General features: G+C 64.7%; 22 protein-coding genes and 1 pseudogene. 9 read left to right on the top strand and 14 right to left on the bottom strand.

The genetic code is table 11. The features are described from left to right. Positions 1-193 precede the first annotated feature (193 nt). The 4 genes from ACVW1B_RS39925 to ACVW1B_RS39910 all read left to right on the top strand — a co-directional run bounded on the left by ACVW1B_RS39925 (position 194) and on the right by ACVW1B_RS39910 (position 4,780). Positions 194-1,645, top strand: coding sequence for a D-alanyl-D-alanine carboxypeptidase family protein (locus tag ACVW1B_RS39925; protein WP_456822898.1), 1,452 nt, complete (start codon positions 194-196; stop codon positions 1,643-1,645). Between the two features lie 176 nt (positions 1,646-1,821). Next, positions 1,822-3,504 (top strand): long-chain fatty acid--CoA ligase, encoded by a 1,683-nt coding sequence (locus ACVW1B_RS39920; RefSeq protein WP_253604610.1) that lies wholly within the window; start codon positions 1,822-1,824, stop codon positions 3,502-3,504. A 22-nt stretch (positions 3,505-3,526) separates the two neighbouring features. Further along, complete coding sequence (locus ACVW1B_RS39915; protein WP_310882942.1) at positions 3,527-4,084, top strand: DUF924 family protein; 558 nt, start codon at positions 3,527-3,529, stop codon at positions 4,082-4,084. 210 nt (positions 4,085-4,294) lie between these two features. Further along, positions 4,295-4,780, top strand: coding sequence for a peroxiredoxin (locus tag ACVW1B_RS39910; RefSeq protein ID WP_018269652.1), 486 nt, complete (start codon positions 4,295-4,297; stop codon positions 4,778-4,780). Positions 4,781-5,058: 278 nt separating this feature from the next. Here ACVW1B_RS39910 and rnhA read toward each other — a convergent pair whose 3' ends face one another. Genes rnhA through ispH form a run of 3 tightly spaced genes read right to left on the bottom strand, consistent with a single transcriptional unit; the run spans position 5,059 to position 7,468 of the window. Next, positions 5,059-5,511: a ribonuclease HI gene (gene rnhA / locus ACVW1B_RS39905; RefSeq protein ID WP_456777817.1), complete on the bottom strand. Its 453-nt coding sequence runs from the start codon at positions 5,509-5,511 to the stop codon at positions 5,059-5,061. Next, positions 5,508-6,488 (bottom strand): homoserine kinase, encoded by a 981-nt coding sequence (locus ACVW1B_RS39900; RefSeq protein ID WP_225645181.1) that lies wholly within the window; start codon positions 6,486-6,488, stop codon positions 5,508-5,510. The genes rnhA and ACVW1B_RS39900 overlap by 4 nt, the downstream gene beginning before the upstream one ends. A gap of 5 nt (positions 6,489-6,493) precedes the next feature. After that, entirely contained in the window at positions 6,494-7,468 is a 975-nt protein-coding gene (ispH, locus tag ACVW1B_RS39895; protein WP_456777818.1) for a 4-hydroxy-3-methylbut-2-enyl diphosphate reductase, read from the bottom strand. A 229-nt stretch (positions 7,469-7,697) separates the two neighbouring features. Between ispH and ACVW1B_RS39890 the strand changes: the two genes are divergently transcribed. Beyond that, positions 7,698-8,396 (top strand): DUF1013 domain-containing protein, encoded by a 699-nt coding sequence (locus ACVW1B_RS39890; RefSeq protein ID WP_076825203.1) that lies wholly within the window; start codon positions 7,698-7,700, stop codon positions 8,394-8,396. 109 nt (positions 8,397-8,505) lie between these two features. Here ACVW1B_RS39890 and ACVW1B_RS39885 read toward each other — a convergent pair whose 3' ends face one another. The 3 genes from ACVW1B_RS39885 to ACVW1B_RS39875 form a co-directional block, all read right to left on the bottom strand. Next, positions 8,506-8,778, bottom strand: coding sequence for a hypothetical protein (locus ACVW1B_RS39885; protein WP_075969207.1), 273 nt, complete (start codon positions 8,776-8,778; stop codon positions 8,506-8,508). Between the two features lie 284 nt (positions 8,779-9,062). After that, positions 9,063-10,970 (bottom strand): propionyl-CoA synthetase, encoded by a 1,908-nt coding sequence (locus ACVW1B_RS39880; protein WP_456777819.1) that lies wholly within the window; start codon positions 10,968-10,970, stop codon positions 9,063-9,065. Positions 10,971-11,168: 198 nt separating this feature from the next. After that, the gene (locus ACVW1B_RS39875) at positions 11,169-11,939 is read right to left on the bottom strand and encodes a tetratricopeptide repeat protein (RefSeq protein ID WP_082653725.1); all 771 of its coding nucleotides are present in this window, start codon (positions 11,937-11,939) and stop codon (positions 11,169-11,171) included. Positions 11,940-12,074: 135 nt separating this feature from the next. Between ACVW1B_RS39875 and ACVW1B_RS39870 the strand changes: the two genes are divergently transcribed. After that, positions 12,075-13,619, top strand: a complete 1,545-nt coding sequence (locus ACVW1B_RS39870) for a cation:proton antiporter (protein WP_310882938.1) — start codon at positions 12,075-12,077, stop codon at positions 13,617-13,619. Between the two features lie 221 nt (positions 13,620-13,840). Here the strand turns inward: ACVW1B_RS39870 and ACVW1B_RS39865 are convergent, their stop codons facing one another. The 4 genes from ACVW1B_RS39865 to ACVW1B_RS39850 form a co-directional block, all read right to left on the bottom strand. Next, positions 13,841-14,647: an SDR family NAD(P)-dependent oxidoreductase gene (locus ACVW1B_RS39865; RefSeq protein ID WP_253604628.1), complete on the bottom strand. Its 807-nt coding sequence runs from the start codon at positions 14,645-14,647 to the stop codon at positions 13,841-13,843. A gap of 112 nt (positions 14,648-14,759) precedes the next feature. Continuing rightward, positions 14,760-15,173 carry a DUF1850 domain-containing protein gene (locus ACVW1B_RS39860; protein ID WP_456777820.1) on the bottom strand — a complete coding sequence of 138 codons (414 nt, stop codon included), beginning with the start codon at positions 15,171-15,173 and terminating at the stop codon, positions 14,760-14,762. After that, the gene (locus ACVW1B_RS39855; RefSeq protein WP_456777821.1) at positions 15,134-17,242 is read right to left on the bottom strand and encodes a TRAP transporter permease; all 2,109 of its coding nucleotides are present in this window, start codon (positions 17,240-17,242) and stop codon (positions 15,134-15,136) included. Before ACVW1B_RS39855 ends, ACVW1B_RS39860 begins: the two co-directional genes overlap by 40 nt. 174 nt (positions 17,243-17,416) lie before the next feature. Then, positions 17,417-18,364, bottom strand: a complete 948-nt coding sequence (locus ACVW1B_RS39850; protein WP_456822897.1) for a TAXI family TRAP transporter solute-binding subunit — start codon at positions 18,362-18,364, stop codon at positions 17,417-17,419. A gap of 141 nt (positions 18,365-18,505) precedes the next feature. On the opposite strand from ACVW1B_RS39850, the pseudogene ACVW1B_RS39845 reads away from it, so the two are divergent. Both ACVW1B_RS39845 and ACVW1B_RS39840 read left to right on the top strand, forming a co-directional pair. Then, positions 18,506-18,643, top strand: a pseudogene (locus tag ACVW1B_RS39845) (MFS transporter); the annotation flags it as partial. Positions 18,644-19,213: 570 nt separating this feature from the next. Beyond that, complete coding sequence (locus ACVW1B_RS39840; RefSeq protein WP_456777822.1) at positions 19,214-20,428, top strand: EAL domain-containing response regulator; 1,215 nt, start codon at positions 19,214-19,216, stop codon at positions 20,426-20,428. 20 nt (positions 20,429-20,448) lie between these two features. Here ACVW1B_RS39840 and ACVW1B_RS39835 read toward each other — a convergent pair whose 3' ends face one another. Beyond that, complete coding sequence (locus ACVW1B_RS39835; protein WP_456777823.1) at positions 20,449-21,345, bottom strand: HpcH/HpaI aldolase/citrate lyase family protein; 897 nt, start codon at positions 21,343-21,345, stop codon at positions 20,449-20,451. A 19-nt stretch (positions 21,346-21,364) separates the two neighbouring features. Beyond that, positions 21,365-21,844, bottom strand: coding sequence for a hypothetical protein (locus ACVW1B_RS39830; protein ID WP_028334752.1), 480 nt, complete (start codon positions 21,842-21,844; stop codon positions 21,365-21,367). Positions 21,845-22,047: 203 nt separating this feature from the next. Between ACVW1B_RS39830 and ACVW1B_RS39825 the strand changes: the two genes are divergently transcribed. Continuing rightward, entirely contained in the window at positions 22,048-22,347 is a 300-nt protein-coding gene (locus ACVW1B_RS39825) for a hypothetical protein (protein WP_016845604.1), read from the top strand. Between the two features lie 130 nt (positions 22,348-22,477). Here ACVW1B_RS39825 and ACVW1B_RS39820 read toward each other — a convergent pair whose 3' ends face one another. Together ACVW1B_RS39820 and ACVW1B_RS39815 are read right to left on the bottom strand one after the other, a co-directional pair. Continuing rightward, positions 22,478-23,560 (bottom strand): IS630 family transposase, encoded by a 1,083-nt coding sequence (locus ACVW1B_RS39820; protein WP_253604297.1) that lies wholly within the window; start codon positions 23,558-23,560, stop codon positions 22,478-22,480. A gap of 97 nt (positions 23,561-23,657) precedes the next feature. Continuing rightward, positions 23,658-24,854, bottom strand: coding sequence for a hypothetical protein (locus ACVW1B_RS39815; protein ID WP_438077367.1), 1,197 nt, complete (start codon positions 24,852-24,854; stop codon positions 23,658-23,660). Positions 24,855-24,887: the final 33 nt, after the last annotated feature.

Here is a 24,887-nt window from a genome sequence, read left to right as displayed (position 1 = left end):
TCCAATTGAGGCGGCTGCCGAAATTCAGCCGATTTCGTCCACGATATAATTCCCCGGCCTCTGTTCTCTGCTGGCAAGCCGGTATAGGGTTTGCATCGCCGCAATGCGGCGCCGGACACGCTTGAAACCCGTACGTCACAATCGCAAGACCTCCTTTTTTCAAGGCGGGTCTCAAAGGACCGGAACCGGATTCGTGCACCTTCCTCGCCCGTCATTGAAATGGATTCTGGCCGTCGCGATGCTCGCCGTCGCCGCGCCGCAAATGGCGCAAGCCGAGGCACTGCTGGTTGTCGAGGCCGATTCCGGAAAGGTGCTGCAGGCCGACAATGCGACGATGCCGTGGTACCCGGCTTCGCTCAGCAAGATGATGACGGCCTATGTGACGCTGAAGGCGGTCAAGGACGGCCGCGTCTCGCTCGACACGCTGCTCACGGTGTCGCCGACCGCGTCGTCGCAGTCGCCCTCGAAGATGGGCTTCCGGCCCGGCACCCAGGTCACCGTCGACAACGCGCTGAAGATGATGCTGGTGAAGTCGGCCAACGACATGGCCGTGGTGCTGGCCGAGGGCATCGGCGGTTCGATCGACGGCTTTGCCGGGATGATGAACCAGACCGCGCAAAGGCTCGGCATGACGCAAACGAGCTACGTCAATCCGAACGGCCTGCCCGCCGACGGCCAGATCACCTCGGCGCGCGACATGGCGATCCTCGCCCGCGCCATCATCCGCGACCTGCCGGAATACGAGTATTTCGTCCACATCCCGTCGATCCGCTTCGGCCGCCGCATCACCCAGAACTTCAACAAGCTGATCGGCCGCTATCCCGGCGCCGACGGCTTCAAGACCGGCTTCATCTGCGCCTCCGGCTATAATCTCGTGGCGTCGGCGACGCGTGACGGCAAGCGGCTGATCGCCGTGGTGCTCGGCGCCTCCTCGGGCCGCATGCGCGCGATCCGCGCCGCGCAGCTCCTGGACCGCGGCTTTGCCAACAATGGGATGGCGTGGCTGCGGCCCTCGCTCGGCACCGTCGACAATCTGGTGCCGATCGATTCCACGCCGCCGAACCTGCGCGAGGAGATGTGCGGTCCCAAGCACAAGCGGCCCGCCAGCGACGAGGACGCAGAAGACACCGTCGCCAGCGCCGGAAGCTCCAGCACCAATGGCGACGGCGGCGTCAGCTTCTTCGCCTCGGGCCTGCAGGCTGCGATGCCGACCAAGCCGGCCGACATGCTGGCGCAGCCGGCCGCGGCCTCCGAGCCGGTCGTGGTTTATACGGGGCCGACCAAGACCGGTGCTGCGTTGATCGCCGCGGTCGAGGCCGACACCGAGAAGATGCAGCCGGTCAAGCGCGCCAAGGGCAAGCACAGCCGCGTCGCGGGCAAGAAGCCCGATGCGGCCGATGACGCGAAGGCCGACACCAAGGGTGCCTCCAAGTCGGACAGCAAGCCGGCGGCGGCCAAGCCCGCGCGTCACGCCAACGCCAAGCCGGATGCCGCAGCTGCGAAGACGGCCGCGGCGGACAAGCCCGCCGCCGCAAAGCCTGCCGGCAAGCCGGCGGCGGCAAAGCCGGCCGCCAAGCCGAAGACTGCGGCCGACAAACCCAAGGCTGCAGACAAGCCGAAAGGCGACGCCAAACCGGCCGGCTAGCACAGCGCCCGCCCGTCATTTCCGACCGTCATTTCCTCCAATGCGTCGATAACGCGCAGCGGCTTGCCATTGGCCGCGGCATCGCTCAATACTGCCTGAAATAACGCGGCCAAAGGTCGGAAAACCCGGAAGCAATCCGGGACATCAGCCAAATTTGAGAGAGGGGATTGACCATCATGGAGCGCATCTGGCTCAAGCATTATCCGGCCGGCGTGCCCGCGGATATCGACGTCACGCAATATTCGTCGCTGGTCGAATTGCTGGAAGAGAGCTTCAAGAAATTCGCCGATCGCAAGGCGTTCATCTGCATGGACAAGGCGATCACCTATCGCGAGCTCGACGGGATGTCGACGGCGCTCGGTGCCTACCTGCAGAGCAAGGGCCTGCAGAAGGGCGCACGGGTCGCGCTGATGATGCCGAACGTGCTGCAATATCCGATCGCGACCGCCGCCGTGCTGCGCGCCGGCTTTGCCGTGGTCAACGTCAATCCGCTCTACACCCCGCGCGAGCTCGAGCACCAGCTCAAGGATTCCGGCGCCGAGGCGATCATCGTGCTGGAGAACTTTGCCACCACCGTGCAGAAGGTGCTTCCCAACACCGCGGTCAAGCACGTGATCGTCGGGAGCATGGGCGACCTGCTCGGCCTCAAGGGCGTGATCGTCAATCTGGTGGTGCGCCGGGTGAAGAAGATGGTGCCGGCCTGGTCGATTCCCGGCGCCGTCGGCTTCAACGAGGCGCTGTCGGCCGGCCGCGCCGCCAAGCTCAACAAACCGACGCTGACGCTCGATGACGTCGCCTTCCTGCAATATACCGGCGGCACCACCGGCGTCTCCAAGGGCGCGACCCTGCTCCACCGCAACATCCTGGCCAACGTGCTGCAGAACGACGCCTGGCTGCAGCCGGCGCTGGCGAAGCCGCCGATCGTCGAACAGATGGTCATCGTCTGCGCGCTGCCGCTCTATCACGTCTTCGCGCTCACTGCCTGCTATCTGCTGGGCATGCGGGCCGGCGGCACCAATCTGCTGATTCCGAATCCGCGCGACATGGCGGGCTTCGTCAAGGAGCTGTCGAAGTACCAGGTCAGCTTCTTCCCGGCGGTCAACACCCTCTACAATGGCCTGCTGAACACGCCCGGATTCGACAAGCTCGACTTCTCCAAGCTGAAGATCGCCAACGGCGGCGGCATGGCGACGCAAAGGCCGGTCGCCGAGAAATGGTTGAAGGTCACGGGCATCTCGTTGTCGGAAGGCTATGGCCTGTCGGAGACGTCGCCGACCCTGACGTGCAATCCTGCAACGATCGAGGAGTTCTCCGGGACGATCGGCCTTCCCGTCCCCTCGACATGGCTCTCGATCCGCGACGATGACGGCAATGAATTGCCGATCGGCGAGGCCGGCGAAATCTGCGCCAAGGGCCCGCAGGTGATGGCGGGCTACTGGAACAGGCCCGACGAGACTGCGCGCGTGATGACCGCGGACGGTTATTTCCGCACCGGCGACATCGGCGTGATGGACGAGAAGGGCTACACCAAGATCGTCGATCGCAAGAAGGACATGATCCTGGTCTCCGGCTTCAACGTCTATCCGAACGAGATCGAGGAAGTGATCGCAAGCCACCCGGGCGTGCTCGAATGCGCCGTGATCGGGGTGCCCGATGCGAAGTCCGGCGAAGCGGTGAAGGCCTTCGTGGTCAAGAAGGACCCGAACGTCACCGCCGAGGACATCATCAAGTTCAGCGCCACCCAGCTCACCGCCTACAAGGTGCCGAAGCAGATCGAGTTCAGGACCGACCTGCCGAAGACCAATGTCGGCAAGATCCTGCGCCGCGAGTTGCGCGACGAGAAGAAGGCCGCGGCCTAAGGCCTGAGTGGACTGACGTTCGATGTCTGACGCAAGCCTCGCGACGCCGGCTGACGTGCTTGGCTTCTGGCGGAATGCCGGCCGCGACCGCTGGTACAAGCACGACGACGCCTTCGATGCCGAGATCCGCAGCCGCTTCCTAGCCACCTGGCAGAAGGCGGCTGCCGGCGAATTGTCGTCATGGGAGGCGAGCGATGAGGGCGCGCTGGCGCTGACCATCGTGCTCGACCAGTTTCCGCGAAACCTGTTTCGAGGCGACGCCAGGACCTTTTCAAGCGATGCGCTGGCGCGTGAAGTGGCAAGGCGCGCCATCGACCGCGGCGTCGATGCGCGGACCGCCCCCGTGCTGCGCGAATTCCTCTATCTGCCGTTCGAGCATTCGGAGGACCTCGACGACCAGCAGCGCTGCGTGACGCTGTTCCGGCGATATGACTGCCATCCCGACAACGTGAAATACGCCGAGGACCACGCCGACATCATCCGCCGGTTCGGCCGCTTCCCGCACCGCAATCGCATGCTGGGCCGGCAGACCACGGCCGAGGAGCAGGCCTTTCTCGACGCCGGCGGGTTTTCCGGCTGATGACGGAACGGTGACCAGAGCCTTTTCCGTTCCGATTGCATCGGAACGGGGCGCTAGATTCTTGTTTTGACGCGTTTTCTTCACGCGAACCGGTATCCACTTCGCTCGAAAACGCTTTGACGTCCGGCATTGCCGTTCTTCGGCGAGCCCGTATTGTGCCGTGCTGTAGCCGGGTTTAAGACAGTTCCGCTTCACCGAGGGAGAACAACGATGACGATCAATGTTGGCGACAAGCTGCCGGAAGCCAAGTTTCGCGTGATGACCGCCGAGGGGCCGCAGGTCAAAACCACCGACGACATTTTCAAGGGCAAGAAGGTCGCCCTGTTCGCCGTGCCCGGCGCCTACACCGGCACCTGCCACAAGATGCATCTGCCGAGCATCTTCCTCAACGCCTATGCCATGAAGAACAAGGGCGTCGACACCATCGCGATCGTCTCGGTCAACGACGCCTTCGTGATGAACGCCTGGAAGCGCGACACCGACCAGCGCGACGAAGCCGTTTTCCTCGCCGACGGCAATGCCGACTTCGCCAAGGCGATCGGCATGGAGCTCGACGCCTCCGGCAACGGCCTCGGCATCCGCTCCAAGCGCTACTCGATGCTGGTCGAGGACGGCGTGGTGAAGAAGCTCAACCTCGAGCCCGCCCCGGGCAAGGTCGAGGTCTCCGGCGGCGACACGCTGCTCGGTCAGCTGTAAGCCGACGCTTCTTCCCTTCTCCCCTTGTGGGAGAAGGTGGCGCGGATGCAATCCGCGCCGGATGAGGGGTCTCTATCCGCGGAGACAGACCCCTCACCCGTCCGCGATGCTGCGCATCGCGTCCACCCTCTCCCACAAGGGGAGAGGGCAAGATCGCCGAAATTTAGGGAATCGTAGGATGGGTAGAGCGCAGCGAAACCCATCGCCTTCGTGCCGTGCATTGAGATGATGGGTTTCGCTGCGCTCTACCCATCCTACGCACCCGGCTCGCTGCGGCCCTAATTCTTCAACTTCGCCATCGCCACGCCCTCACGCGCCAGCTCGTCGGCGCGTTCGTTCTCGGTGTGGCCGGCGTGGCCCTTGATCCAGTGCCAGCGCACCTCATGCGGCTTCAGCGCGGCATCGAGACGCTGCCACAGCTCGACATTCTTGACCGGCTTCTTGTCGGCGGTGCGCCAGCCGTTGCGCTTCCAGCCATGGATCCAGCCGGTGATGCCCTGGCGGACATACTGGCTGTCGGTGGTGAGATCGACCACACAGGGCTTCTTCAGCGCTTCCAGCGCCGAGATCGCCGCCATCAGCTCCATGCGGTTGTTGGTGGTGTGCGCCTCGCCGCCCTTCAATTCCTTCTCGACGTCGCCAAATCTGAGGATCGCGCCCCAGCCGCCCGGCCCCGGATTTCCGGAGCAGGCACCATCGGTAAAAACAGTCACATGCGGCTTGTCGCTCACGCCGCGCACCCGGCCGGCGTGACGCCATAGTCGTTGATAGCAGCGACGCTCTGCTGGAAGCGCAGCTTGCGGACATATTCCAGCGGGTCCTTCGGCTGCACCAGCGCGCCTTCGGGCACGTTGAGGAAATCGACCAGGCGCGTCAGCAGGAAGCGCATCGCGGCACCGCGCGCGAGCAACGGCAGCGCGGCCTCTTCCGCCGCCGACAGCGGGCGCTCGCGACCATAGGCGTTGAGCAATGCGCGCGCCTTGGTGACGTTGAAGGAATGATCCGGCTCGAAGCACCAGGCGTTGAGGCAGATCGCGACGTCGTAGGCCAGGATGTCGTTGCAGGCGAACGGGAAGTCGATCAGGCCTGAGAGCCTGTCGCCCAGAAAAAACACGTTGTCGGGAAACAGGTCGGCATGGATGACACCGACCGGCAGATCGGTCGGCCAGGCGGCTTCGAGATGATCGAGCTCGCGCGCGATGAAATCGTGCAGGCCCGGCTGCACGCTGTCGGCCCGTGCGGCGGCGAGATCGAACAGCGGCCGCCAGCCGGCGACCGACAGCGGATTGTTGCGGACCAGCGGAAAATCGCGGCCGGCAACGTGCATTTTGGCCAGCGCCTCGCCGACGCCGGAGCAATGCGCCACGTTCGGCCGCCGCGGCCACACGCCCTCGAGGAAGTTGATGATCGCGGCGGGCCGGCCGGCGAGCCGGCTAGTGACCTCGCCCTTGCGGTTGCGCGCCGGCTGCGGGCACGACACGCCGCGCTCGGCGAGATGGCCCATCAGCGACAGGAAATACGGCAGGTCGTCCTCCGCCACGCGCTTCTCATAGAGCGTGAGGATGTAGGCGCCCTGGCTGGTGTGCAGCAGGAAGTTCGAATTCTCGACGCCCTCGGCGATGCCCTTGTAGGAGAGCAGTTCGCCGATGTCGTAGCTTTTGAGGAATTCCGCGAGGTCTTCGGCGGCAACGTCGGTGTAGACCGCCATATGGTCTATTCCGCCGCGGCAGCGTCAGGCCGCAGCGAACGCGGCAGCGGGAAGAACTCGTTCTCCTCCGCGGCCGAGACCGTCTCCACGTGCAGTTCGTAGCGCTCGGCGAAGGCGCCCATGATCTCCTCGACGATCACCTCCGGCGCCGATGCGCCCGCGGTGATGCCGAGGCTCGTGATGCCTTCGAACCTGCCCCAGTCGATGTCGCTGGCGCGCTGGGCAAGCACGGCGATCGGACAGCCCTCGCGCTCGGCGACCTCGCGCAGGCGCTGCGAGTTCGACGAGTTCGGCGCGCCGACCACGATCAGGGCGTCGACCACCGGCGCCACCTTCTTCACCGCGAGCTGACGGTTGGTGGTCGCGTAGCAGATGTCTTCCTTGTGCGGACCGTTGACGTTCGGGAAGCGCTGCTTGAGCAGCGTCACGATCTCCGCGGTGTCGTCGATCGACAGCGTGGTCTGGGTCACGAAGGCGAGGTTGTTGGGGTCCTTCGGAACGAAGGTCTTGGCGTCCTCGGCGGTCTCGATCAGGGTCACGGCGCCAGCCGGCAGCTGCCCCAGCGTGCCGACCACCTCGGGGTGGTGGGAATGCCCGATCAGCAGGATCTCGCGGCCGCGCTTGAAATGGATCGCCGCCTCGCGGTGGACCTTGGTCACCAGCGGGCAGGTCGCGTCCAGCGAGAAGAAATTGCGGGATTTGGCCTCGGCAGGAACCGATTTCGGAACGCCGTGGGCCGAAAACACCACCGGCGCGTTGGTATCGTCGGGGATTTCGGCCAATTCCTCGACGAAAATGGCACCTTTGGTCTTCAGGCTGTCGACCACATACTTGTTATGGACGATTTCGTGCCGGACATAGACCGGCGCACCATAAATGGTGAGGGCACGTTCGACCGTGTCGATGGCACGGACCACCCCGGCACAAAAGCCGCGGGGGGAACAAAGCACGATTCTAAGGTCGGGTTTTTTGGCTGACATCGGGCTGTCTCGGGGCAATCTCGGGACCGAATCACCCCTCGCCGGCGGGCGGGGAACGGCCAATTTGAGTAAGGACTTGGGACTGCTTTCGGGCGCTGTCAAGGCGATTTTGCTGGCCCATTGCGCCATTCCCCCCGGAGGGCTTATATAGGCCCTATAATTCCCGTCATCGCCGATGACTACCAGCTTCGCCTCGACAGAGGTGGGCGAAGCACAAAGGAGATTTGCCATGAGCAACGCACCGCTGATGCCGAAGGCGACTGCCGTGTGGTTGGTCGACAATACCGCCCTGACCTTCGATCAGGTGGCCGATTTTACCAAAATGCACCCCCTCGAGGTCCGCGCCATCGCCGACGGCGACGCCGCCCAAGGCATCAAGGGCATGGACCCGATTTCCAACGGCCAGCTGACCCGCGAGGAGATCGAGCGCGGCGAGCGCGACCAGAACTACCGCCTCAGGCTCCAGGAGAGCAAGGTGGTGCTGCCCTCCGCCGCCAAGAAGAAGGGCCCGCGCTACACCCCGGTGTCGCGCCGCCATGAGCGTCCGAGCGCGATCCTCTGGCTGGTGCGCAACCATCCCGAGCTGAAGGACGCCCAGATCATGCGTCTGGTCGGCACCACCAAGACCACGATCGCCAGCGTGCGCGACCGCACCCACTGGAACGCCTCGACCCTGACCCCGATGGACCCGGTGACGCTCGGCCTGTGCTCGCAGATCGAGCTCGATTTCGAGGTGCAGCGCGCCGCCAAGGAGAAGCCGACCACCACGGTCTACGGCGGCGCCACGCTGCTGCCGGCCTCCGAGACCACGCGCAAGGACGAGCTGGACGACCAGCCGATCGAGCGCCACGACGATCTCAACGTCGATGCCGTGTTCGCCAAGCTGAAGACGATCGGCGGCAAGAAGCCCGCCGACGAGGAAGAGTAAGCGCGGATCGCGCAACTCGAAGCGCAGAATACGAAACGCGGCAGGGCAACCTGCCGCGTTTTTGCTTGGATGCGCATGCGATGGGCGTGACCGCGACCGTCGGCGCGGCTCAATGCCGGTCGGGATTGTTCATCATGTATTCGCCGAGATCGCGCTGCCGCCGATCGGTGCGGGCTTCGGCGTTCTGGCGCTGCACGTCGCGGTTCTTGCGGCAGGCGACGTAATCAGGCGAGCCGACCGCCACCTTGCCGCCGGCCTGGCAGTACTGGTCGTCGTCGCCCATGCTCTCCGCGATCGGCGATCGGCCGCGCTCGAGACAGCCCGCAAGCAGCGGCAGGGCGAGCAGCAAGGCGAGTGGCGCGCGTGCGGAAATGGATCGCATCCGTGGGTCCGTATCTCGTGGCATATGACAGGGAGGCCGGGATGACCCGGCAATCCATCAAAATCAAGGCCGTTTTGCTTCCGAATGCGGAAGTCTTGTTCCACAGGTGCCGACCTCAGGCGCGGGAGGTGCCAGCACTCCCTCGCCCCGCTCTTGCGGGGAGAGGGTTGGGGTGAGGGGCCGCCTCCGCAGAATGAAGCAGCGAGCGCGCGGAGCCCCCCTCATCCGGATCGCATTGCCATGCGACCCGGCCTCTCCCCGCAAGCGGGGCGAGGCAACAAGAGCTACGCCTTCCCCTTCAGCGCCTCGCCGATTTCGTCGAGCACCTTCGGGTCCTCGATCGTCGCCGGCATGGTCCAGGGCTCGCCGTCGGCGATCTTCTTGATGGTGCCGCGCAGGATCTTGCCGGAGCGGGTCTTCGGCAGCCGCGCCACCGTGATCGCGAGCTTGAACGCGGCGACCGGCCCGAGCTTGTCACGCACCAGCGCCACGACGTCCTTCTCGACCTCGGCGGGCTGCTTGGTCACGCCGGCCTTCAGCACCAGGAAGCCGCAGGGCACCTCGCCCTTGATCGCGTCCTTGACGCCGAGCACGGCGCATTCGGCGACATCGGGATGCGAGGCAAGAATCTCCTCCATGCCGCCGGTGGAGAGCCGGTGGCCGGCGACATTGATGATGTCGTCGGTGCGGCCCATCACCCAGACATAGCCGTCCTCATCCTTGTAGCCGGCATCCGAGGTCTTGTAGTAGCCGGGGAATTCCGAGAGATAGGCGTCGCTGAAGCGATCGTCCTGCTGCCACAGCGTCGGCAGGCAGCCCGGCGGCATCGGCAGCTTGATGACGATCGAGCCCATCGTGCCGGCCCCGACCGGCTTCGCCGCCTCGTCGACGATGTCGACCTGATAGCCCGGCATCGGCACCGTGGGCGAGCCGTGCTTGACCGGCAGCTGGCCGAGCCCGACCGGATTGCCGGCGATGCACCAGCCGGTCTCGGTCTGCCACCAATGGTCGATGACCGGCACCTTGAGCTGCTGCTCGGCCCACTCCACCGTCGGCGGATCGGCGCGCTCGCCGGCGAGGAACAGGGTGCGGAAGCTCGAGAGATCGTAATTCCGGATGAACTTGCCCTCGGGGTCCTCCTTCTTGATCGCGCGGAACGCGGTCGGCGCGGTGAAGAAGGCGACCGCCTTGTGCTCGCTTATCACGCGCCAGAACGCGCCGGCATCCGGCGTGCCGACCGGCTTGCCCTCATACATGATGGTGGTCGCGCCGTGAATCAGCGGGCCATAGACGATGTAGGAATGGCCGACCACCCAGCCGATGTCGGAGCCGCACCACCAGATCTCGCCGGGCTTGACGCCGTAGAGATTGTGCATCGACCATTTCAGCGCGACGAGATGACCACCATTGTCGCGCACCACGCCCTTCGGGATTCCGGTCGTGCCCGACGTGTAGAGGATGTAGAGCGGATCGGTGGCGGCTACCGGCACGCACGGCGCGGCCTTGCCGGCGTCGAATGCGGCGCGGCGCAGCGTCGCCCAGTCATGATCGCGGCCCGCGGTGAGCTCGCAAGCCTGCTGCGGCCGCTGCAGGATGATGCAGGTCTCGGGCTTGCTGCCGGCGAGGCGGATCGCCTCGTCGAGCAGCGGCTTGTATTGCACGATGCGCCCGGGCTCGATGCCGCAGCTCGCCGAGAAGATCAGCTTCGGCTTGGCATCATCTATACGGGTCGCGAGTTCCTTGGCCGCGAAGCCGCCGAACACCACGCTGTGCACCGCGCCGATCCGCGCGCAGGCGAGCATCGCGACGACAGCCTCCGGCACCATCGGCATATAGAGGATGACGCGATCGCCCTTCGCCACGCCGAAATCCTGCATCACCGCAGCCAGCGTCTGCACCTCCTCCAACAATTCGGAATAGGTGAACTTGGTGATCGTGTTGGTGAGCGGCGAATCGTGGATCAGCGCGACCTGGCTGGCGCGGCCGCCGGCGACATGGCGATCCAGCGCGTTGTAGCAGGTGTTGACCACGGCGCCGGCGAACCAGCGCCCGTAGGCGCCCATGGAGGGATCGAAGATCTTCTTGGCCGGCTCGATCCAGTCGATCTCGCGCGCCGCTTCCGCCCAAAAGCCCTCGGGGTCCCGGAGCGAGCGGGCATACACCTCATGATACCGGCTCTGCTGGATATTCATCGCGTTTCTCCCTCGCGCGGTCGCGCGTCATTTGCCGACCATTGTCACGGGAAGTGGCGCCGTTTCAAGCCGAAATGACCGCGACCTTCGGCCGGGTCGGAGCAAAGCGTTTTCGAGCGAAGTGGGTCCCGGTTCGCGTGAAGAAAACGCGTCAAAACAAGAATCTAGAGCTCATTCCGCTTCGATCGGAACGGAGCACTAGTAGCCGTCGACGCCGTTGATCCGCTGCAGCCGCTCGCGCATCGCCTTTTCCAGATCGTAGCCCGGCTTGCCGAAGTCGGCATTGCGGCGGGCGATGAACTGATCCTGCGCGCGCTGCAGCTCGCGCGCCTGGCGCGGATTCTGCGTCTCGCGCACCGTGCGGAAGGTGGATGCGACGATCTCGCGATCGAGATCGGCAAGCGTGGGATTGGCGCAGATTGCCTTCTCCACCGGCCGGCGCGCCTTGCGGCAATCGAAGCTCGGCTTGCCGGCGACCGCCATCATGGCGCCGATCCGCTCCAGCTCCAGCGACAGCGATTTGTAGTTGGCCCTGGCGGCGGCGTGATTGGGGTCGAGCTTGACGGCAGCACCAAAATCCAGGATCGCCTTCGGCCGGTCGCCCTTGCGGCGCCACAGCTCGCCGCGCGCATTATGCGCATCGGCAAGCGATGGATCGAGCTTGAGCGCGGTGTCATAGTCTGCGATCGCGCGATCGATCATCTGCTTGCGGTCATAGGCGCCCGCCCGCGCCATCAGCGCCTTGACGCGATCGGGCCTCGTCGCCTTCTCATTGTCGATCAGCGCGCCGCAGACATCGATGATCTTGTCGTCATCGGCGGCCGCTGCCGCCGCGATGCAGGGGCCGGCGTTGGCCTGCACATCCTCGCCCGGTTCGCTGCCGGTGGCGCGCGCAACGCCCGTCATCAGCGCGCCCGACAGGCCGACACAGACCAGCATCGCGGCCAGATTTGCAGGTTTGCGTCGCATCCTGATCGCCGACAAATCGTCCCTCTTCCGCGCCCGAACCGCCGGCCTCCGATGCCCGGCGGCGCGCCATTTGCCGCAAAACCACACGCTGGATTATACGTCAATTGCGACGATCGGCTGCATCGGGGGTTCGGCTTGCTCACATTCGAATGGATCATCGGGCTGTTGCTCGCGGCGGTGGCGCTATCGGCGCTGGCGCGGCGGATCAAGGTGCCCTACCCGACCTTCCTGGCGCTCGGCGGCGTGCTGCTGACGCTGCTGCCGTGGGCCCCGACCTGGGCGCTGGAACCGAAACTGGCGCTGGCGCTGTTCGTCGCGCCGGTGCTGCTCGACGCCGCGTTCGACACTTCGCTGCGCGATCTCCGCAACAACTGGCTGCCGGTCTCGACGCTGGTGGTGGTCGCGGTCGGCGTCACCACAGCGGCGGTCGCGGTGGTCGCGCATTGGCTGCGCCCGGACATGCCATGGGCGGTTGCGATCGCACTCGGCGCCATCGTGGCACCGCCGGACGCGGCCGCAGCCACCGCGATCCTGCGCCAGGTCAACCTGCCCTACCGGATCCAGAAGATCCTCGAAGGAGAAAGCCTGCTCAACGATGCCAGCGCGCTGCTCATCTATCGCGTCGCGGTCGGCCTCGTCGCCGCCGAGCACATGAAGATCCGCGAGTTCGTGCCGTCCATCACGATTGCGCTGGTCGGCAGCCTCGCCGCCGGCTTCCTGTTCGCGCAAGTCTGGATGATGATCACGCGTCGCATCACCGAGGCACCGAGCGCGATCATCACGCAGTTCGGCGGCACTTTCATGGTGTGGATCATTGCCGAGCATCTCGGGCTGTCCGGCATCCTCACCATCATCGCCTATGCGATCACCATCTCGCGCACCGCGCCGGCCCGCACATCGGCGCGGCTGCGCGTGTCGTCCTACGCGGTGTGGGAAACCGTCGTGTTCGTGCTCAACGTGCTCGCCTTCATGCTGATCGGCCTGCAGTTGCGCCCGATCTGGTCCGGGCTCGACGACGAGGTGCGGTGGAAGTATTGCAGCTTTGCCGCCGCGATCCTCGCCGTCGTGATCCTCGCCCGCATCCTCTGGGTAATGCCCTACGGCGCGCTGCTGCGCACACTGAAGACGCGCAACCTGCTGCCCGCCCACGTGGTGGACGCCGTGCCGACCTTGAAGCGCGGCTTCATCGTGTCCTGGTGCGGCATGCGCGGCATCGTCACGCTGGCGGCGGCGTTTGCGCTGCCTGAATGGTTTCCGTATCGCGATCTGATCCTGCTGACGGCGTTTGCCGTGGTGCTCGGTTCGCTCGTGATCCAGGGGTTGACGCTGCGGCCATTGATCCTGGCGTTGAATTTCGCTGACGACGATCCGGTCGGACGCGAGGCGGCCCATGCCCGCGGCGTGGTGTTTCGCGCCGCGCTCGACGAAATCGACGCCGACCCGTCGGAGGAGGCCGAGATCCTGCGGCTCGAATATCGCGCCGTGCTGCTGCGCGCCGAGAATGATCCCGACGGCGGCCTGACCTCGCGCGAGCTGCCGTCGGATCCGCTGCGCCGCCGCGCCATCGCCGCGGCGCGTCAGGCATTGCTCAATCTGCGCCGCATCGAGGCGATCGGCGACGACGCATTCCATCTGGTCGAGGAAGAGCTCGACCGCGCCGAGCTCAGCGTGGAGGCCTAAAGCGCCATGAGGTTAGGATGAATAGCCGCCGCGACAGCACTGCGCTCCCTCTCCCCGTTCTTTACGGGGAGAGGGTTGGGGTGAGGGGCTGTCTCCGCGTAACCGGCGATAGCTGCATTTGCGGAGAATCCCCTCACCCGGAATGCATCTAGCGATGCATTCCGACCTCTCCCCGCACGCGGGGCGAGGTAAAGCGAAGTTCGCTGCTCAGGCGCCCGACTTCACGCCCCTGACTTGGAGGTGATGCCGCCGTCGACCACGAGCTCGATGCCGGTGACATACTTCGATTCGTCCGACGCCAGGAACAGCGCGGCATTGGCGACGTCCCAGGCGTCGCCCATATGCCCCATCGGCACCTGCGCGTCGCGGGCGCGCCACATCGCCTCGACATCGCCCTTGGCGTAGCTCTGCGCCAGCCCGGCCGAATGCGCGACCATCGGTGTCTTCATCAGTCCGGGCAGGATCGCGTTGACGCGCACATGCTTCGAGGCGAACTCGACCGCGGTCGAGCGCGTCATCTGGTTCATCGCGGCCTTGCTCGCGTTGTAGCTGACATAGGAAATGCCGACATGGCGGATCGAGGCGATCGAGGAGATGTTGATGATCGAGCCGCCGCCCTGCTTGATCATGACGGGAATGACGTGCTTCATCGACAGATAGGCGCTCTTGAGGTTGACCGCGAAGACGCGGTCCCACTCGGCTTCCGCAACTTCCACCACGCTGCCGACCTCGGCGATGCCGACATTGTTGTCGAGCACGTCGATGCGGCCGTAGGCCTTCAGGCAGGCCGCGACCATCGCCTCGACCTCGCCGGCGCGCGAGACATCGGCGGTGAATGCGGCAGCCTTGCCGCCCTCGCCGGTGATGATGCCGACGGTCTCCTCCGCCGCGGCGCCGTTGCGATCGACGCAGAAGACGCTGGCGCCCTCGCGCGCAAAGGTGACGGCGGTCGCCTTGCCATTGCCCCAGCCGGGCCCGATCGAACCCGCGCCGACCACCATCGCAACCTTGCCCTTGAGCCGATCCATCGCCTGTTCTCCCTTGTTGTTCTTGTCGTGACTGTAGCCCGGATGAGCGAAGCGATATCCGGGAGCGCTATCCCCCGCATATCGCTCCGCTCATGCGGGCTACGGATACTTACTACGGATTCTCGCAAACACTCATCGTCGTGACATTAGCACCGATCGGATGCCCGATAATCTCCGATAAGGTCTGGCAGCGTCCCTCCTGGCACAGGTGCCATTCACCCGCGGCGCCGGAATTGCCGAGCACGACCTCCGCCCTTGGCATCGGCGGGGGCGACCATTGAAACCAGCCATCGACAAGGCGCGCCTCCGGCGGCGGCTCCATGCCGGCGCCGGTGCCCTTGACGCGCGCCTGTTGCAGCGTCAGCCCGGCCGGCGTGACCAGCCAGTCCTCCTGCCACGCGCTCTTCTCGATCGAATGCGTCCAGGCGAGCGTGAACGCCGCAATCGACAGCGCCTTCACGACTCCCGCGGAAGCGAGGCAGAGGCTCAAGCCGCCGCCACCGCATTGCGCGGACGCTGCCGCCATTGCCATAGCACGACAGCAGCAGCGAGCGTGAAGCCCGCTGTATCCGAGAACGGGAAATCGCCGAGCAGGCAGAGCGCGGCGCCGAACGCGACCAGGATCTCGATGAAAGTCAGCCGCGTGAACAGGAAGCCGATCGCGACGATGCCGAACAATCCGATCGCCACCAGCGCCTTGAAGGTCGCCAGCGCCACCGCGCCGTAGAAGCCGAGTTGCGCCTGCATCGGATCCCCGGTCTGCAGCATCAGCGCCGGCGAATAGACGAAGATGAACGGAATGACGTAGCCGGCAAGCGCGATCCGCATCGCCTCCCAGCCGATCTTGTCCGGGTTCTCCTTGGCGATCGGCGCCGCCGCCAGGGCCGCGAGCGCAACCGGCGGCGAGAGGTCGGCCATGATGCCGTAGTAGAACGCAAACATGTGGCTTGCGATCAGCGGCACGCCGAGCTTGGCGAGCGCAGGCGCGGCCAGCGCCGCGGTGATGATGTAGGTCGGGATCGTCGGGATGCCGGTGCCGAGCAGGATCGACAGCAGCATGGTCATGATCAGCGCCAGGAACAGGCTCTTGGCGCCGAGCCCGATGATCCAGCTGCCGAAGATGGTGCCGACGCCGGTCTGCGTCATCATGCCGATGATGGTGCCGACGATGGCGCAGGCCATGCCGACCGTCAGCGCCGATTTGGCGCTGTCGGCGAGCGAGTCGCGGCAGGCTTTTAGGGTGGCGCGGCCGCCGCGGGTGATCGCCGCGATCACGATGAGACCGGCGACGACGCTGGCGACCGGAACGATCTCGATGCCGTGGCGCGACACCGCGGCAACCACCAGCGCGAGGCCGATCCAGAAGATGTAGCGCACGATGGTGTTGGAGAAGCCGAGCGTGATGCTGGCGCCGAGGATCAGCGCGACCGTGAGCGCAAGGCCCATGCTGCCGGCATAGAGCGGCGTGAAGCCCTCGAACAGCATGTAGACCAGCGCCGCGAGCGGCAGCACCAGATACCAGCGCGCCACCAGCGCCTTCCAGGCGCTCGGGATCTCCGAGCGCTTCATGCCGACGAGGCCGTGCTTGCCGGCCTCCAGATGCACCATCCAGAACGCCGAGGCGAAATAGAGGATCGCCGGGATCACCGCGGCCTTGACGATCTCCGAATAGGGCACGCCGAGCGTCTCGGCCATGATGAAGGCGACCGCTCCCATGACGGGCGGCATGATCTGGCCGCCCATCGAAGCGGTGGCCTCGACGCCGGCGGCGAAGGCGCGGCGATAGCCGAACTTGATCATCAAGGGGATCGTGAACTGGCCGACGGTAACGACGTTGGCGACGCCCGAACCCGAGATCGTGCCCATCATGCCCGAAGCGAACACCGCGACCTTGGCGGGGCCGCCGCGGGTGCGGCCGAACAGGCCGAGCGAGACGTCGGTGAACAGCTGGATCATGCCGGCGCGTTCCAGGAACGAGCCGAACAGGATGAACAGGAAGATGTAGGTTGCCGAGACGTAGATCGGCACGCCGTAGAAGCCCTCGGTGCCGAACGAGAGATGGGTGACGATCTGGTCGAAGTCATAGCCGCGGTGATTGAACGGCGACGGCAGATATTGGCCGAAGAACCAGTAGAGCAGACAGGCGCCGCACATCAGCGGCAGCGCCGCCCCCATCAGCCGCCGCGTGCCCTCGAAGATCAGGACCGCGAGCAGCGTGCCGACCGCGAGGTCCATGTTGGTCGGATCGCCGTCGCGGGCGATCAGGTCGGCATAGAAGATCCACTGGTAGAGCCCGCAGAGGAAGCCGGCGGCGCCGACGATCCAGCTCACCGCGCGGCCCAAATCGGTCTTGGCGGTGAAATTACCGATCAGGCCGAAGGTCAGGAGGATCAGGAAGCCGACATGGACGCCGCGCACCACCTGGCTCGGCAGGTAGTTGAAAGCTGCGACATAGAGCTGGAACACCGCAAAGGCGAGACCGATGGCATAGGCCAGATGCCCCCAGGCACCCGGGCCGAAGCCTTCCGGAAAGCCATGCTCGAAATTGTCGAATTCAACCTTGATGGGCTGCTCGCCCTCAACCTGCTGCTGCATATGATCAGTCCCCCGCCGTGTCCGCGACGTCCATAGTACCTGCGTGGCGCTTGGGCCGCGTCCCCCGCACGTCATGCGCGGGCTTGACCCGCGCATCCATCGAAAAATGAGCTCTTTAGAAAGATGGATGGCCGGGTCAAGCCCGGCCATGACACCCTCGAAGCGTAACCGGCCTTACTTGATCAGGCCCTTCTCCTTGTAATAGCGGATCGCGCCGGGATGCAGCGGCACCGGGCTGCCGGTCGCGGCGGCCTCGAGCTTGATCTCCTTGCCCGCGGCGTGGGCGTTGGCGAGTTCCGGCAGCGATTCGTAGACCAGCTTGGTCATCTGATAGGCGAGATCGTCCGACACCGCGCTCGAGGTCACGAGGTAGTTCACGACCGCGGCGGTCGGCACGTCCTTGTCCTGGCCCGTATAGGTGTTGGCCGGGATGATCACGGAGACGAAGGGCGGGCCGATCTTGTCGACGGTCTCCTTCGGCACGGCGACCACGGTGATCTCGCTCGAGGTCGAGAGGTCCTTCAGCGAGGCGACGCCGAGGCCGGCGGACTGCAGCGTGGCGTTGAGCTGGCGGTTCTTCATCAGATCCACCGATTCGGCGAACGGCAGGTACTCGACCTTGCCGAGATCCTTGTAGCTCATGCCGGCGGCCGCGAGGATCGCGCGCGAGTTGAGCTCGGTGCCGGACTTCGGCGCACCGACCGACAGGCTCTTGCCCTTGAGATCGGCGAGTGTCTTGATGCCGCTCTCGGCGGTCGCGACGATCTGGATGTAGTTCGGATAGATCGCGCCGATGGTGCGCAGCTTGTCGAGCTTGTTCTTGAAGCCGGCTTCGGCGTCGCCTTCCCAGGCGGCTTTGAGCGAATCGCCGAGCGTGAAGGCGATCTCGCCGCGGCCCTGCTGCAGCAGCACCAGGTTCTCGACCGAGGCCTTGGTCGCCTGCACCTGGGTTTTCACGCCGGGGATCTTGTCGCCGTAGATCTTCCCCGTCGCGACGCCGAGCGGATAGTAGACGCCGGAGGTGCCGCCGGTGAGCACGTTAATGAACTGCTCGGCCTGTGCGACAGGCGCGGACAAAACGCTGGCTGCCACGATCGCAGCAGCCATCAACTTGGAATTCATGAGTATTATTCTCCCCTTAAGCCGGCCGGAAATTGGCCGGACACCCCCGCCGGGTCAACCCATCCAAATGACGCATGCGCGGCGGAAATCCCCGATAGCAACACCACTTTACCTGCGCGGGAACTCCCCGCGCGACCGGGCGACCGCTTCGAGCTGGTTGCCGCGACCCGGGCGCTGGCGGCCGCTAACGGCTCGGTATTCGCGCCGGCGATCGCCGCGGTGACTCTCGGCATTGTCGGACCCAAAGCGTTCGCGGCGCGGACCGGCCGCAACGAAGCAGCGAAGATCGGCTTGCGGCCCCGGATGTCGGCTTGAGCACCGCTGTAGCCGGATTCATTGTCGTCCATGCAGGTTGCAGCGCTGCATTCCTGTTCCTTGCAGCTATCGCTTGTGCCGCGCTGATCGGCTACTGCGCGTTGATGCGGGAGACGTTGCGAACAGCAGCGACGACGTCACGCACATCTGCATTGGCATCACAAAACGGATGATCTGATTCGTCATCGGCGCTCTGCGGAGCACTCTGCATGATGCGATCTGATGTCCGACAATGACGCAATTCCGCGTCTGCGTCGACGCGACAACACAGTCATTAACGCCGTCTCTCGATGACACACGCGCACAGTGTTTCTGCCGATGTGCAAAGTCGGACGCGATCGCGCTCATGAATGTCAGATGACGCATTTGTTGCAGGTGTAGCAGCGGTGAGACGCCGCGATTCCAGCGCCATTTGAATCGAATTGAATCCTTTAAGGTTAGCGGGGCAATCAATGTATGATCCAGAAATTTCCATGATTGCCGCCGCTCTAGGATGTACGAGTCAAGCCGGGGTAACTACGGACAAGGCGGGGCATGAATCACATCAGTCACATCGAACGCACGCGAGCCGGCTGGTTCGGACATCGCAAGCTGACCCCACGCGCATGCATTGCGGACAGCAAAAAACACCTTCGGACCTTCCTCGCCGAGGCGCTGGAAGACCTCGGCTTCATCACCAGTGAATGCAGCCAGGCTTTGGAACTCGACACCGTTCTGGACGCGGAACGGCCCGATCTCCTGGTGCTCGGTGTGTCCGTGGACGGCATCGAAGTCAGTAAAATTCTCGAGACTTTGGTGAGAAAGGACTATGGCGGCAAGGTCCTCGTCATCGGGCAGCCGGACTCGATCATCGTCAAGGCGGTCCGGCAAATCGGCGATGAGTACGGCATCGCCATGCTGCCGGCGCTGTCGACGCCGTTCAGCGCCGGGACCCTTCGCGACAGTCTTGCGTCGTTGATGCCGCTTGAACCCGCGCCGAGCCCGGCGGTGGACGTGCCCGAAGCGCTGAAGGCCGGCTGGCTAGAGCTGTGGTACCAGCAGAAAATTCATCTCCGGACGCTGGTGCCGAGCGGCGCCGAGGCGCTGATCCGGATGCGCCATCCGGCCTGGGGCGTCGTGCCGCCGGCCTACTTCATCCCGGACGAAAGCGATCCGCATTTTCATGCGCTGTCCGAATTCGTGATCGAGCGCGCGATCGAGGACTGGCGCTATCTCCTCGAGCAGACCGGACCGGTCAATCTCTCGATCAACCTGCCGATCTCATTCCTCGCCGACGATCGTGCCGTGCGCGAGCTCTGTTACCGGATGCCGGATCATGCGGCCTTCGCGGGCCTGTTGATCGAGATCGACAGCACCGACGTGGTCGATAATCTGGATCTGGCGATCGATGTCGCCCGGCGCGTTCGACTGCACAATATCGGCATCTCGATCGACAATGTCGGCGCGAACTGGCCGTCTTTGCTGGGCCTGCCGAACTTTCCGTTCGTCCAGCTCAAGGTCGACCATCAATTCGTCACCGGCTGCGCGGATCAGCGCCTGAAGCAGACGGTGTGCCGGCGTGTCGTGGAGCTGGCCCACGACAACGACGCGCAGGTCGTGGCCCAGGGGGTCGAGACGCGTGCGGACTTTCTCGCCGCGCACGAAATGGATTTCGATCAGGTCCAGGGCTACCTGTTCGGCAAGCCGATGGGCGTCAAGAAGTTCGCCCGCTCACGCATGCATTTCTCTGAGAAAGAGCCAGCCTCCTGAGGCATCGCCTCTGGTCAGGCTCATGTGTCGCGATCGATCGCGCGCAGCGCTTCGCCGCGCGCGATCAGGCGTTTTGCATTGGAATAGGTCGGCACCTCGAGCAGCGAGCCGTCAAGTTCGACGCGCCCAAAGCCCTTTGTCCGCGCCGCTTCGAACGCCGCGGCGATCCTGCCCGCCTGGCGCAACTCCTCCTCGCCCGGCGTCAGGACGCCGTTGACGATCGGGGCATGCGCGGGATCGACCAGGCTCTTTGCGGTGTAACCCAGCCGGCGCGCCCAGATCGTGTCGCGTTCGACGCCTTCAGCGTCGCTCCAAGTGTAGGGACAATCGACCGCGACGACATCAGCGGCACGACATTCGACGATGAAGCGCTGCCGCGCGTAAGCCAGCTCCAGGCCATCGCTGCCGCGCTCGGCACCAAGATCGGCGGCGAGGTCTTCGGAGGCCATCAGGCAACCGATGACGCGCCGGCTCGCCATGGCGATCGCACCGGTCTGCACCAGACCGCGCGCGAACTCGATATTCGGCAGCAGCGATGTCGATCCCTCGGCGATACCGCAGTCGCGCTCGAACCGCGTCACCGCCTCGTCAAGCCTGACGACATGGTGCGGCTCGGCGACCTTCGGCAGCGCGACGATATCCGGACGTCCGCGCATCACGGCGGCGAGATCGTCCATGCCGTCCTGGTCCAGCGGATTGACGCGGACCGCGACCATCACGCCCTGGTCGCGCCAGGCGGCGTAGAGCTCGGCCGCCAAGGCCCGCGCCTTCGGGCGCAGCGGCGGCGGGGTAAAATCCTCGAGCTCGTGGATCAGCACGTCGGCGCCGCTGGCGGCCGCGTGCTGCAGCACGTCCTCGTTGGCGCCTTCGAGAAACAGCCAGGAGCGGCACAGCGGGGCCGGGCGCAGCTTGCGCATCACGCGGCCCGCGCCGACGTCACTGGAACGTCATGTCGAGGCATTTCGAGATGTCGGAGCCGAGGCCGGACGAAATGGTGATGCAGCCGCGGATCTTCTGGGTGTTGACGTCGTTCGCCCAGATCGCATAGCCGCCGGGACCGAAGAACGAGTTGGTGTTCGGCGGCTCGGTCTCGGTGGCGTCGAAGGTGTAATTGCCGTCGGTCTCGAAAATGCGCGGCTTCTTGGTGCAGCCGCCGTCGGCCTGCACGTTGATGACCTCCTTGTTGTCCCGCGTCAGCGCCAGCGAGACCTGACAGCGGAAGTATTCCGAGGTCTTGGCGTTGAACAGATAGGCGTAGGACTTGCAGGTCGCGGTGTTGAGCTTGCCGGCGGACAGGCCGCGGCTGCAGGAGATCCGCTGGTTGTTGGAGAGCCTGAACTCGTCCGCCTGCGCGACTGACGCCAGCGTCATGAACGACAGAGCGACACCGATTCCGATCTTCATGACGTGGTTCATCCTGATCATCCCAAGGTCGTGTTTCTGGCAATCCAAGCGTTTGTAAACGGTAACGCGAAAATAGTCGCCAAGCTTGATGCGGGAATTCACAAAGTCGCCGATCCGCGAGCGGTCGCGCCGATTGTCGTATTGACGCGTGAACATCGTTCGTGATTTGTTCAAAAACGTGGGGACGACGCCGTTTTCTCGGCCGGAGGTGGATCATGACGCATTTTTTGACCAAGACTTTTATCGCGACTGCGGCGTTTGCCGCGCTGACGACCTGCGCATTCGCGCAGGAGGCTGCGCCCTGGGAGCTGAAGCCCGACATGGGCTACGCCTATGACAAGGACGGCAAGACCTGGTCCTACAAGATGGGCACCAACAACGCCGGCACGCTGCTGAAGGGCGCCAAGAAGGTGCCGAAGGGGACGCTGTTCTTCATCGGCCAGAACGGCCAGCTCTACATGCGCTCCGGGCCCTATCTCGAGGGCGACGGCAAGTTCAAGTTCGGCTCGAATTAGAGCGTTTTCGAGCGAAGTGGACGCCGGTTCGCGTCAAGAAAACGCGTCAAAACAAGAATCTAGAGCTTCGGTTCTGATTCAATCAGAACCGAAAATGCCCTAGTGTCCTGAACCAAAAGTTCATGGCATTTTATGCCTTGGCGGGCAGATTGTAAGCGCAGAAGCGTTCGATTGAGCCGAGAATGTCGTCAGCTGATTTGGTCCATCGGAACGGCATTGGGTCAGCGTTGTGATGGTCGATGAAGGAGGCAATCTCGGCCCGTAGCGCCGCCACACTGCGATAGATGCCGCGCCTAATCTTACGCTCGGTGATGAGTGCAAAGAAGCGTTCGACCTGATTGAGCCAGGATGAACTGGTTGGCGTCAGGTGGACGTGCCAGCGCGGCCTCTTTGCCAGCCAGTTGCGGATCAACGGCGTCTTGTGGGTTGCGTAATTGTCCATGACGAGGTGGACGTCCAGATCGTCTGGAACCGCAGCTTCGATCTCATCGAGAAACTTGCGGAACTCTTTGGCACGATGGCGTCCATAGCATTTGCCAATGACCCGGCCGGTTGCGACGTCGAGGGCGGCAAACAGCGAGGTGACGCCATGGCGTTTGTAGTCGTGACTACGGCGCGCCGGCTGGCCAGGTCGCATGGGCAGCATGGGCTGGCTGCGATCCAGCGCCTGGATTTGCGACTTCTCATCGACACACAGTACGATGGCGCGCTCGGGCGGAGCTACGTAAAGGCCGACGATGTCGCGAACCTTGGCGACAAAGTCGGGGTCGGTTGAGAGCTTGAAGGTCTCCAACCGATGCGGCTGCAAGCCGAAAGCGCGCCATATACGCTGTACTGTTGAGACTGACAGCCCGCTGGCCCGCGCCATGCTGCGCGAACTCCAGTGGGTGGCCCCGGGAGGCTGGGTCTCAAGGGTGCGAACGATCACCGCCTCGATCCGGGCATCCTCAATCGTGCGTGGCGTCCCCGATCGCGGCTCGTCCCAAAGACCTTCAAGCCGATGCTCGGAGAACCGCCGCCGCCATTTGCCGACCGTGTCGGGATCGACAGCCAAACGGGCCGCCACGACCTTGCTCTGCTCGCCCTCAGCACAGGCCAGGACGATCCGAGCCCGCAGCGCCAACGCCTGAGCAGTGCTTCGACGCGACGCCAACGATGTCAACTCAGCACGTTCCACCTCATCAAGCTCCAGCGGAGCAAAGCGCCGACCCATCGCCAATCCTCCCCAAATCAGGAGAGTCCGCTATCATCGAGTCGATTTGGAGTCCGCCGAACTTTTGATTCAGGACACTAGCGGCTTTCGGCAGGTATCAGAACGCCGTGGCCAATTCCTTCGCGCCCGGCTTGTTGCTGTTGAAGTCCATCCGCTCGTTGGTGACGGCAAGCAGCCTGGCCACCGTGTTGTGGCGGATGGCGACCGGGTTGCGCTCGTAGCCGGAGCGCTGGAAGAAATTCGCGGTCGGCACCTGCTCGCGCATCGCCTGCGGCATGGTCACCATGTCGAGCCCGGTGCCGTCGCCGGTCAGGTTCATCATCTCGAGCTCGGCCGCCGTCAGCGGCCGGCTGTAGCCCTTGTTGCGGGCGAAGATCACCGAGGTCAGCAGCTTGTGGGTCTGCAGCATCGGGCCGACATCGATGTCGAGCACCATGGCATGGCACGCCCAGCCCTGCGGCGTATCGGCGAGGCGCGCATGCGCCGACCAGTCGTCGGGCACGGTGCGCGTGAACGCGACCATCTTCTTCAGCACCGCGAGTTTGTGCTCCATCGCCTTGCGCGCGGGCCCCTGCGTTCTCGCAACCCGCTCGGTCAGATCCCGCACGAATTCATGGCCCTGCTCGGCCAATAGCTCGACGGTGTTGGTGGTGAGCAGCTGGTTGTAGCCCATCGCGGTGGAGATGGCGCGCTTGCCGCCGTGCTCGATGCCCGCCTGTACGTCGTAAGTGCCGGTGCCGCCGGTCTCGAACGAATAGACCCGCACCGCCTGCTCCGGCGTCAGCCCCGCGGCGCGCGCGTAACGCGCATAGGCGCGCTTGAACTCGACCTCGCTGGCCGGCCGCTGCGGCGTGAACTGGAATTGCTCGGCCGCCGCCCTAACCAGATCGGAGGCCACCGGAAGCGTCTTGGGCGGACGCGGCGGCTTGCCTTCCTCCTCTTCCGGGGCCGGATTGACCGGCCGCTTCGGACCCTCATAGACCGGCGGCTGCTGCAGCACGTAATCGTCCAGCGAGATCTGCACGCGGTCGCGCCGCTTGGCGTTGCGGCCGCGCCTCTTCTCGGCGACCGCGTTCCAATAGGCGCTGGCGTCCTGCTCGAAGGCGGCGCGCGCCTCCTGATATTCCTGCAGCTTGCGGCGATATTCCATGATCGCCTGCGGCGATGCCTGCGCCATCGCATTGGCGACGGAAGGCGGCAGCGCGCCGGCCTCGCCGGCAAATACGGACGGCGCGCCGGCGACGAGCGCGAGCGCGAAAAATCCAGGGCACAGGCGAATCAATTGCGGGCGCATGGCCTCGTTGTAGCAAGCACGGCCGCGAAGTCA

The organism is Bradyrhizobium sp. USDA 4502 (assembly GCF_054063355.1).
Note: the sequence above shows the minus strand (reverse complement) of the source record. Positions and strands in the feature narration are given on the sequence as shown.

Coding starts and splice junctions, on each gene's coding strand:
- ACVW1B_RS39850 (WP_456822897.1), bottom strand. CDS start 18,364: ATGAATTCCAAGTTGATGGCTGCTGCGATCGTGGCAGCCAGCGTTTTG.
- ACVW1B_RS39840 (WP_456777822.1), top strand. CDS start 19,214: ATGAATCACATCAGTCACATCGAACGCACGCGAGCCGGCTGGTTCGGA.
- ACVW1B_RS39860 (WP_456777820.1), bottom strand. CDS start 15,173: ATGGCGGCAGCGTCCGCGCAATGCGGTGGCGGCGGCTTGAGCCTCTGC.
- ACVW1B_RS39820 (WP_253604297.1), bottom strand. CDS start 23,560: ATGGGTCGGCGCTTTGCTCCGCTGGAGCTTGATGAGGTGGAACGTGCT.
- ACVW1B_RS39865 (WP_253604628.1), bottom strand. CDS start 14,647: ATGGATCGGCTCAAGGGCAAGGTTGCGATGGTGGTCGGCGCGGGTTCG.
- ACVW1B_RS39855 (WP_456777821.1), bottom strand. CDS start 17,242: ATGCAGCAGCAGGTTGAGGGCGAGCAGCCCATCAAGGTTGAATTCGAC.
- ACVW1B_RS39835 (WP_456777823.1), bottom strand. CDS start 21,345: ATGCGCAAGCTGCGCCCGGCCCCGCTGTGCCGCTCCTGGCTGTTTCTC.
- ACVW1B_RS39915 (WP_310882942.1), top strand. CDS start 3,527: ATGTCTGACGCAAGCCTCGCGACGCCGGCTGACGTGCTTGGCTTCTGG.
- ACVW1B_RS39825 (WP_016845604.1), top strand. CDS start 22,048: ATGACGCATTTTTTGACCAAGACTTTTATCGCGACTGCGGCGTTTGCC.
- ACVW1B_RS39830 (WP_028334752.1), bottom strand. CDS start 21,844: ATGAACCACGTCATGAAGATCGGAATCGGTGTCGCTCTGTCGTTCATG.
- ispH (WP_456777818.1), bottom strand. CDS start 7,468: ATGTCAGCCAAAAAACCCGACCTTAGAATCGTGCTTTGTTCCCCCCGC.
- ACVW1B_RS39910 (WP_018269652.1), top strand. CDS start 4,295: ATGACGATCAATGTTGGCGACAAGCTGCCGGAAGCCAAGTTTCGCGTG.
- ACVW1B_RS39875 (WP_082653725.1), bottom strand. CDS start 11,939: ATGCGACGCAAACCTGCAAATCTGGCCGCGATGCTGGTCTGTGTCGGC.
- ACVW1B_RS39880 (WP_456777819.1), bottom strand. CDS start 10,970: ATGAATATCCAGCAGAGCCGGTATCATGAGGTGTATGCCCGCTCGCTC.
- ACVW1B_RS39890 (WP_076825203.1), top strand. CDS start 7,698: ATGAGCAACGCACCGCTGATGCCGAAGGCGACTGCCGTGTGGTTGGTC.
- ACVW1B_RS39815 (WP_438077367.1), bottom strand. CDS start 24,854: ATGCGCCCGCAATTGATTCGCCTGTGCCCTGGATTTTTCGCGCTCGCG.
- ACVW1B_RS39900 (WP_225645181.1), bottom strand. CDS start 6,488: ATGGCGGTCTACACCGACGTTGCCGCCGAAGACCTCGCGGAATTCCTC.
- ACVW1B_RS39885 (WP_075969207.1), bottom strand. CDS start 8,778: ATGCGATCCATTTCCGCACGCGCGCCACTCGCCTTGCTGCTCGCCCTG.
- ACVW1B_RS39920 (WP_253604610.1), top strand. CDS start 1,822: ATGGAGCGCATCTGGCTCAAGCATTATCCGGCCGGCGTGCCCGCGGAT.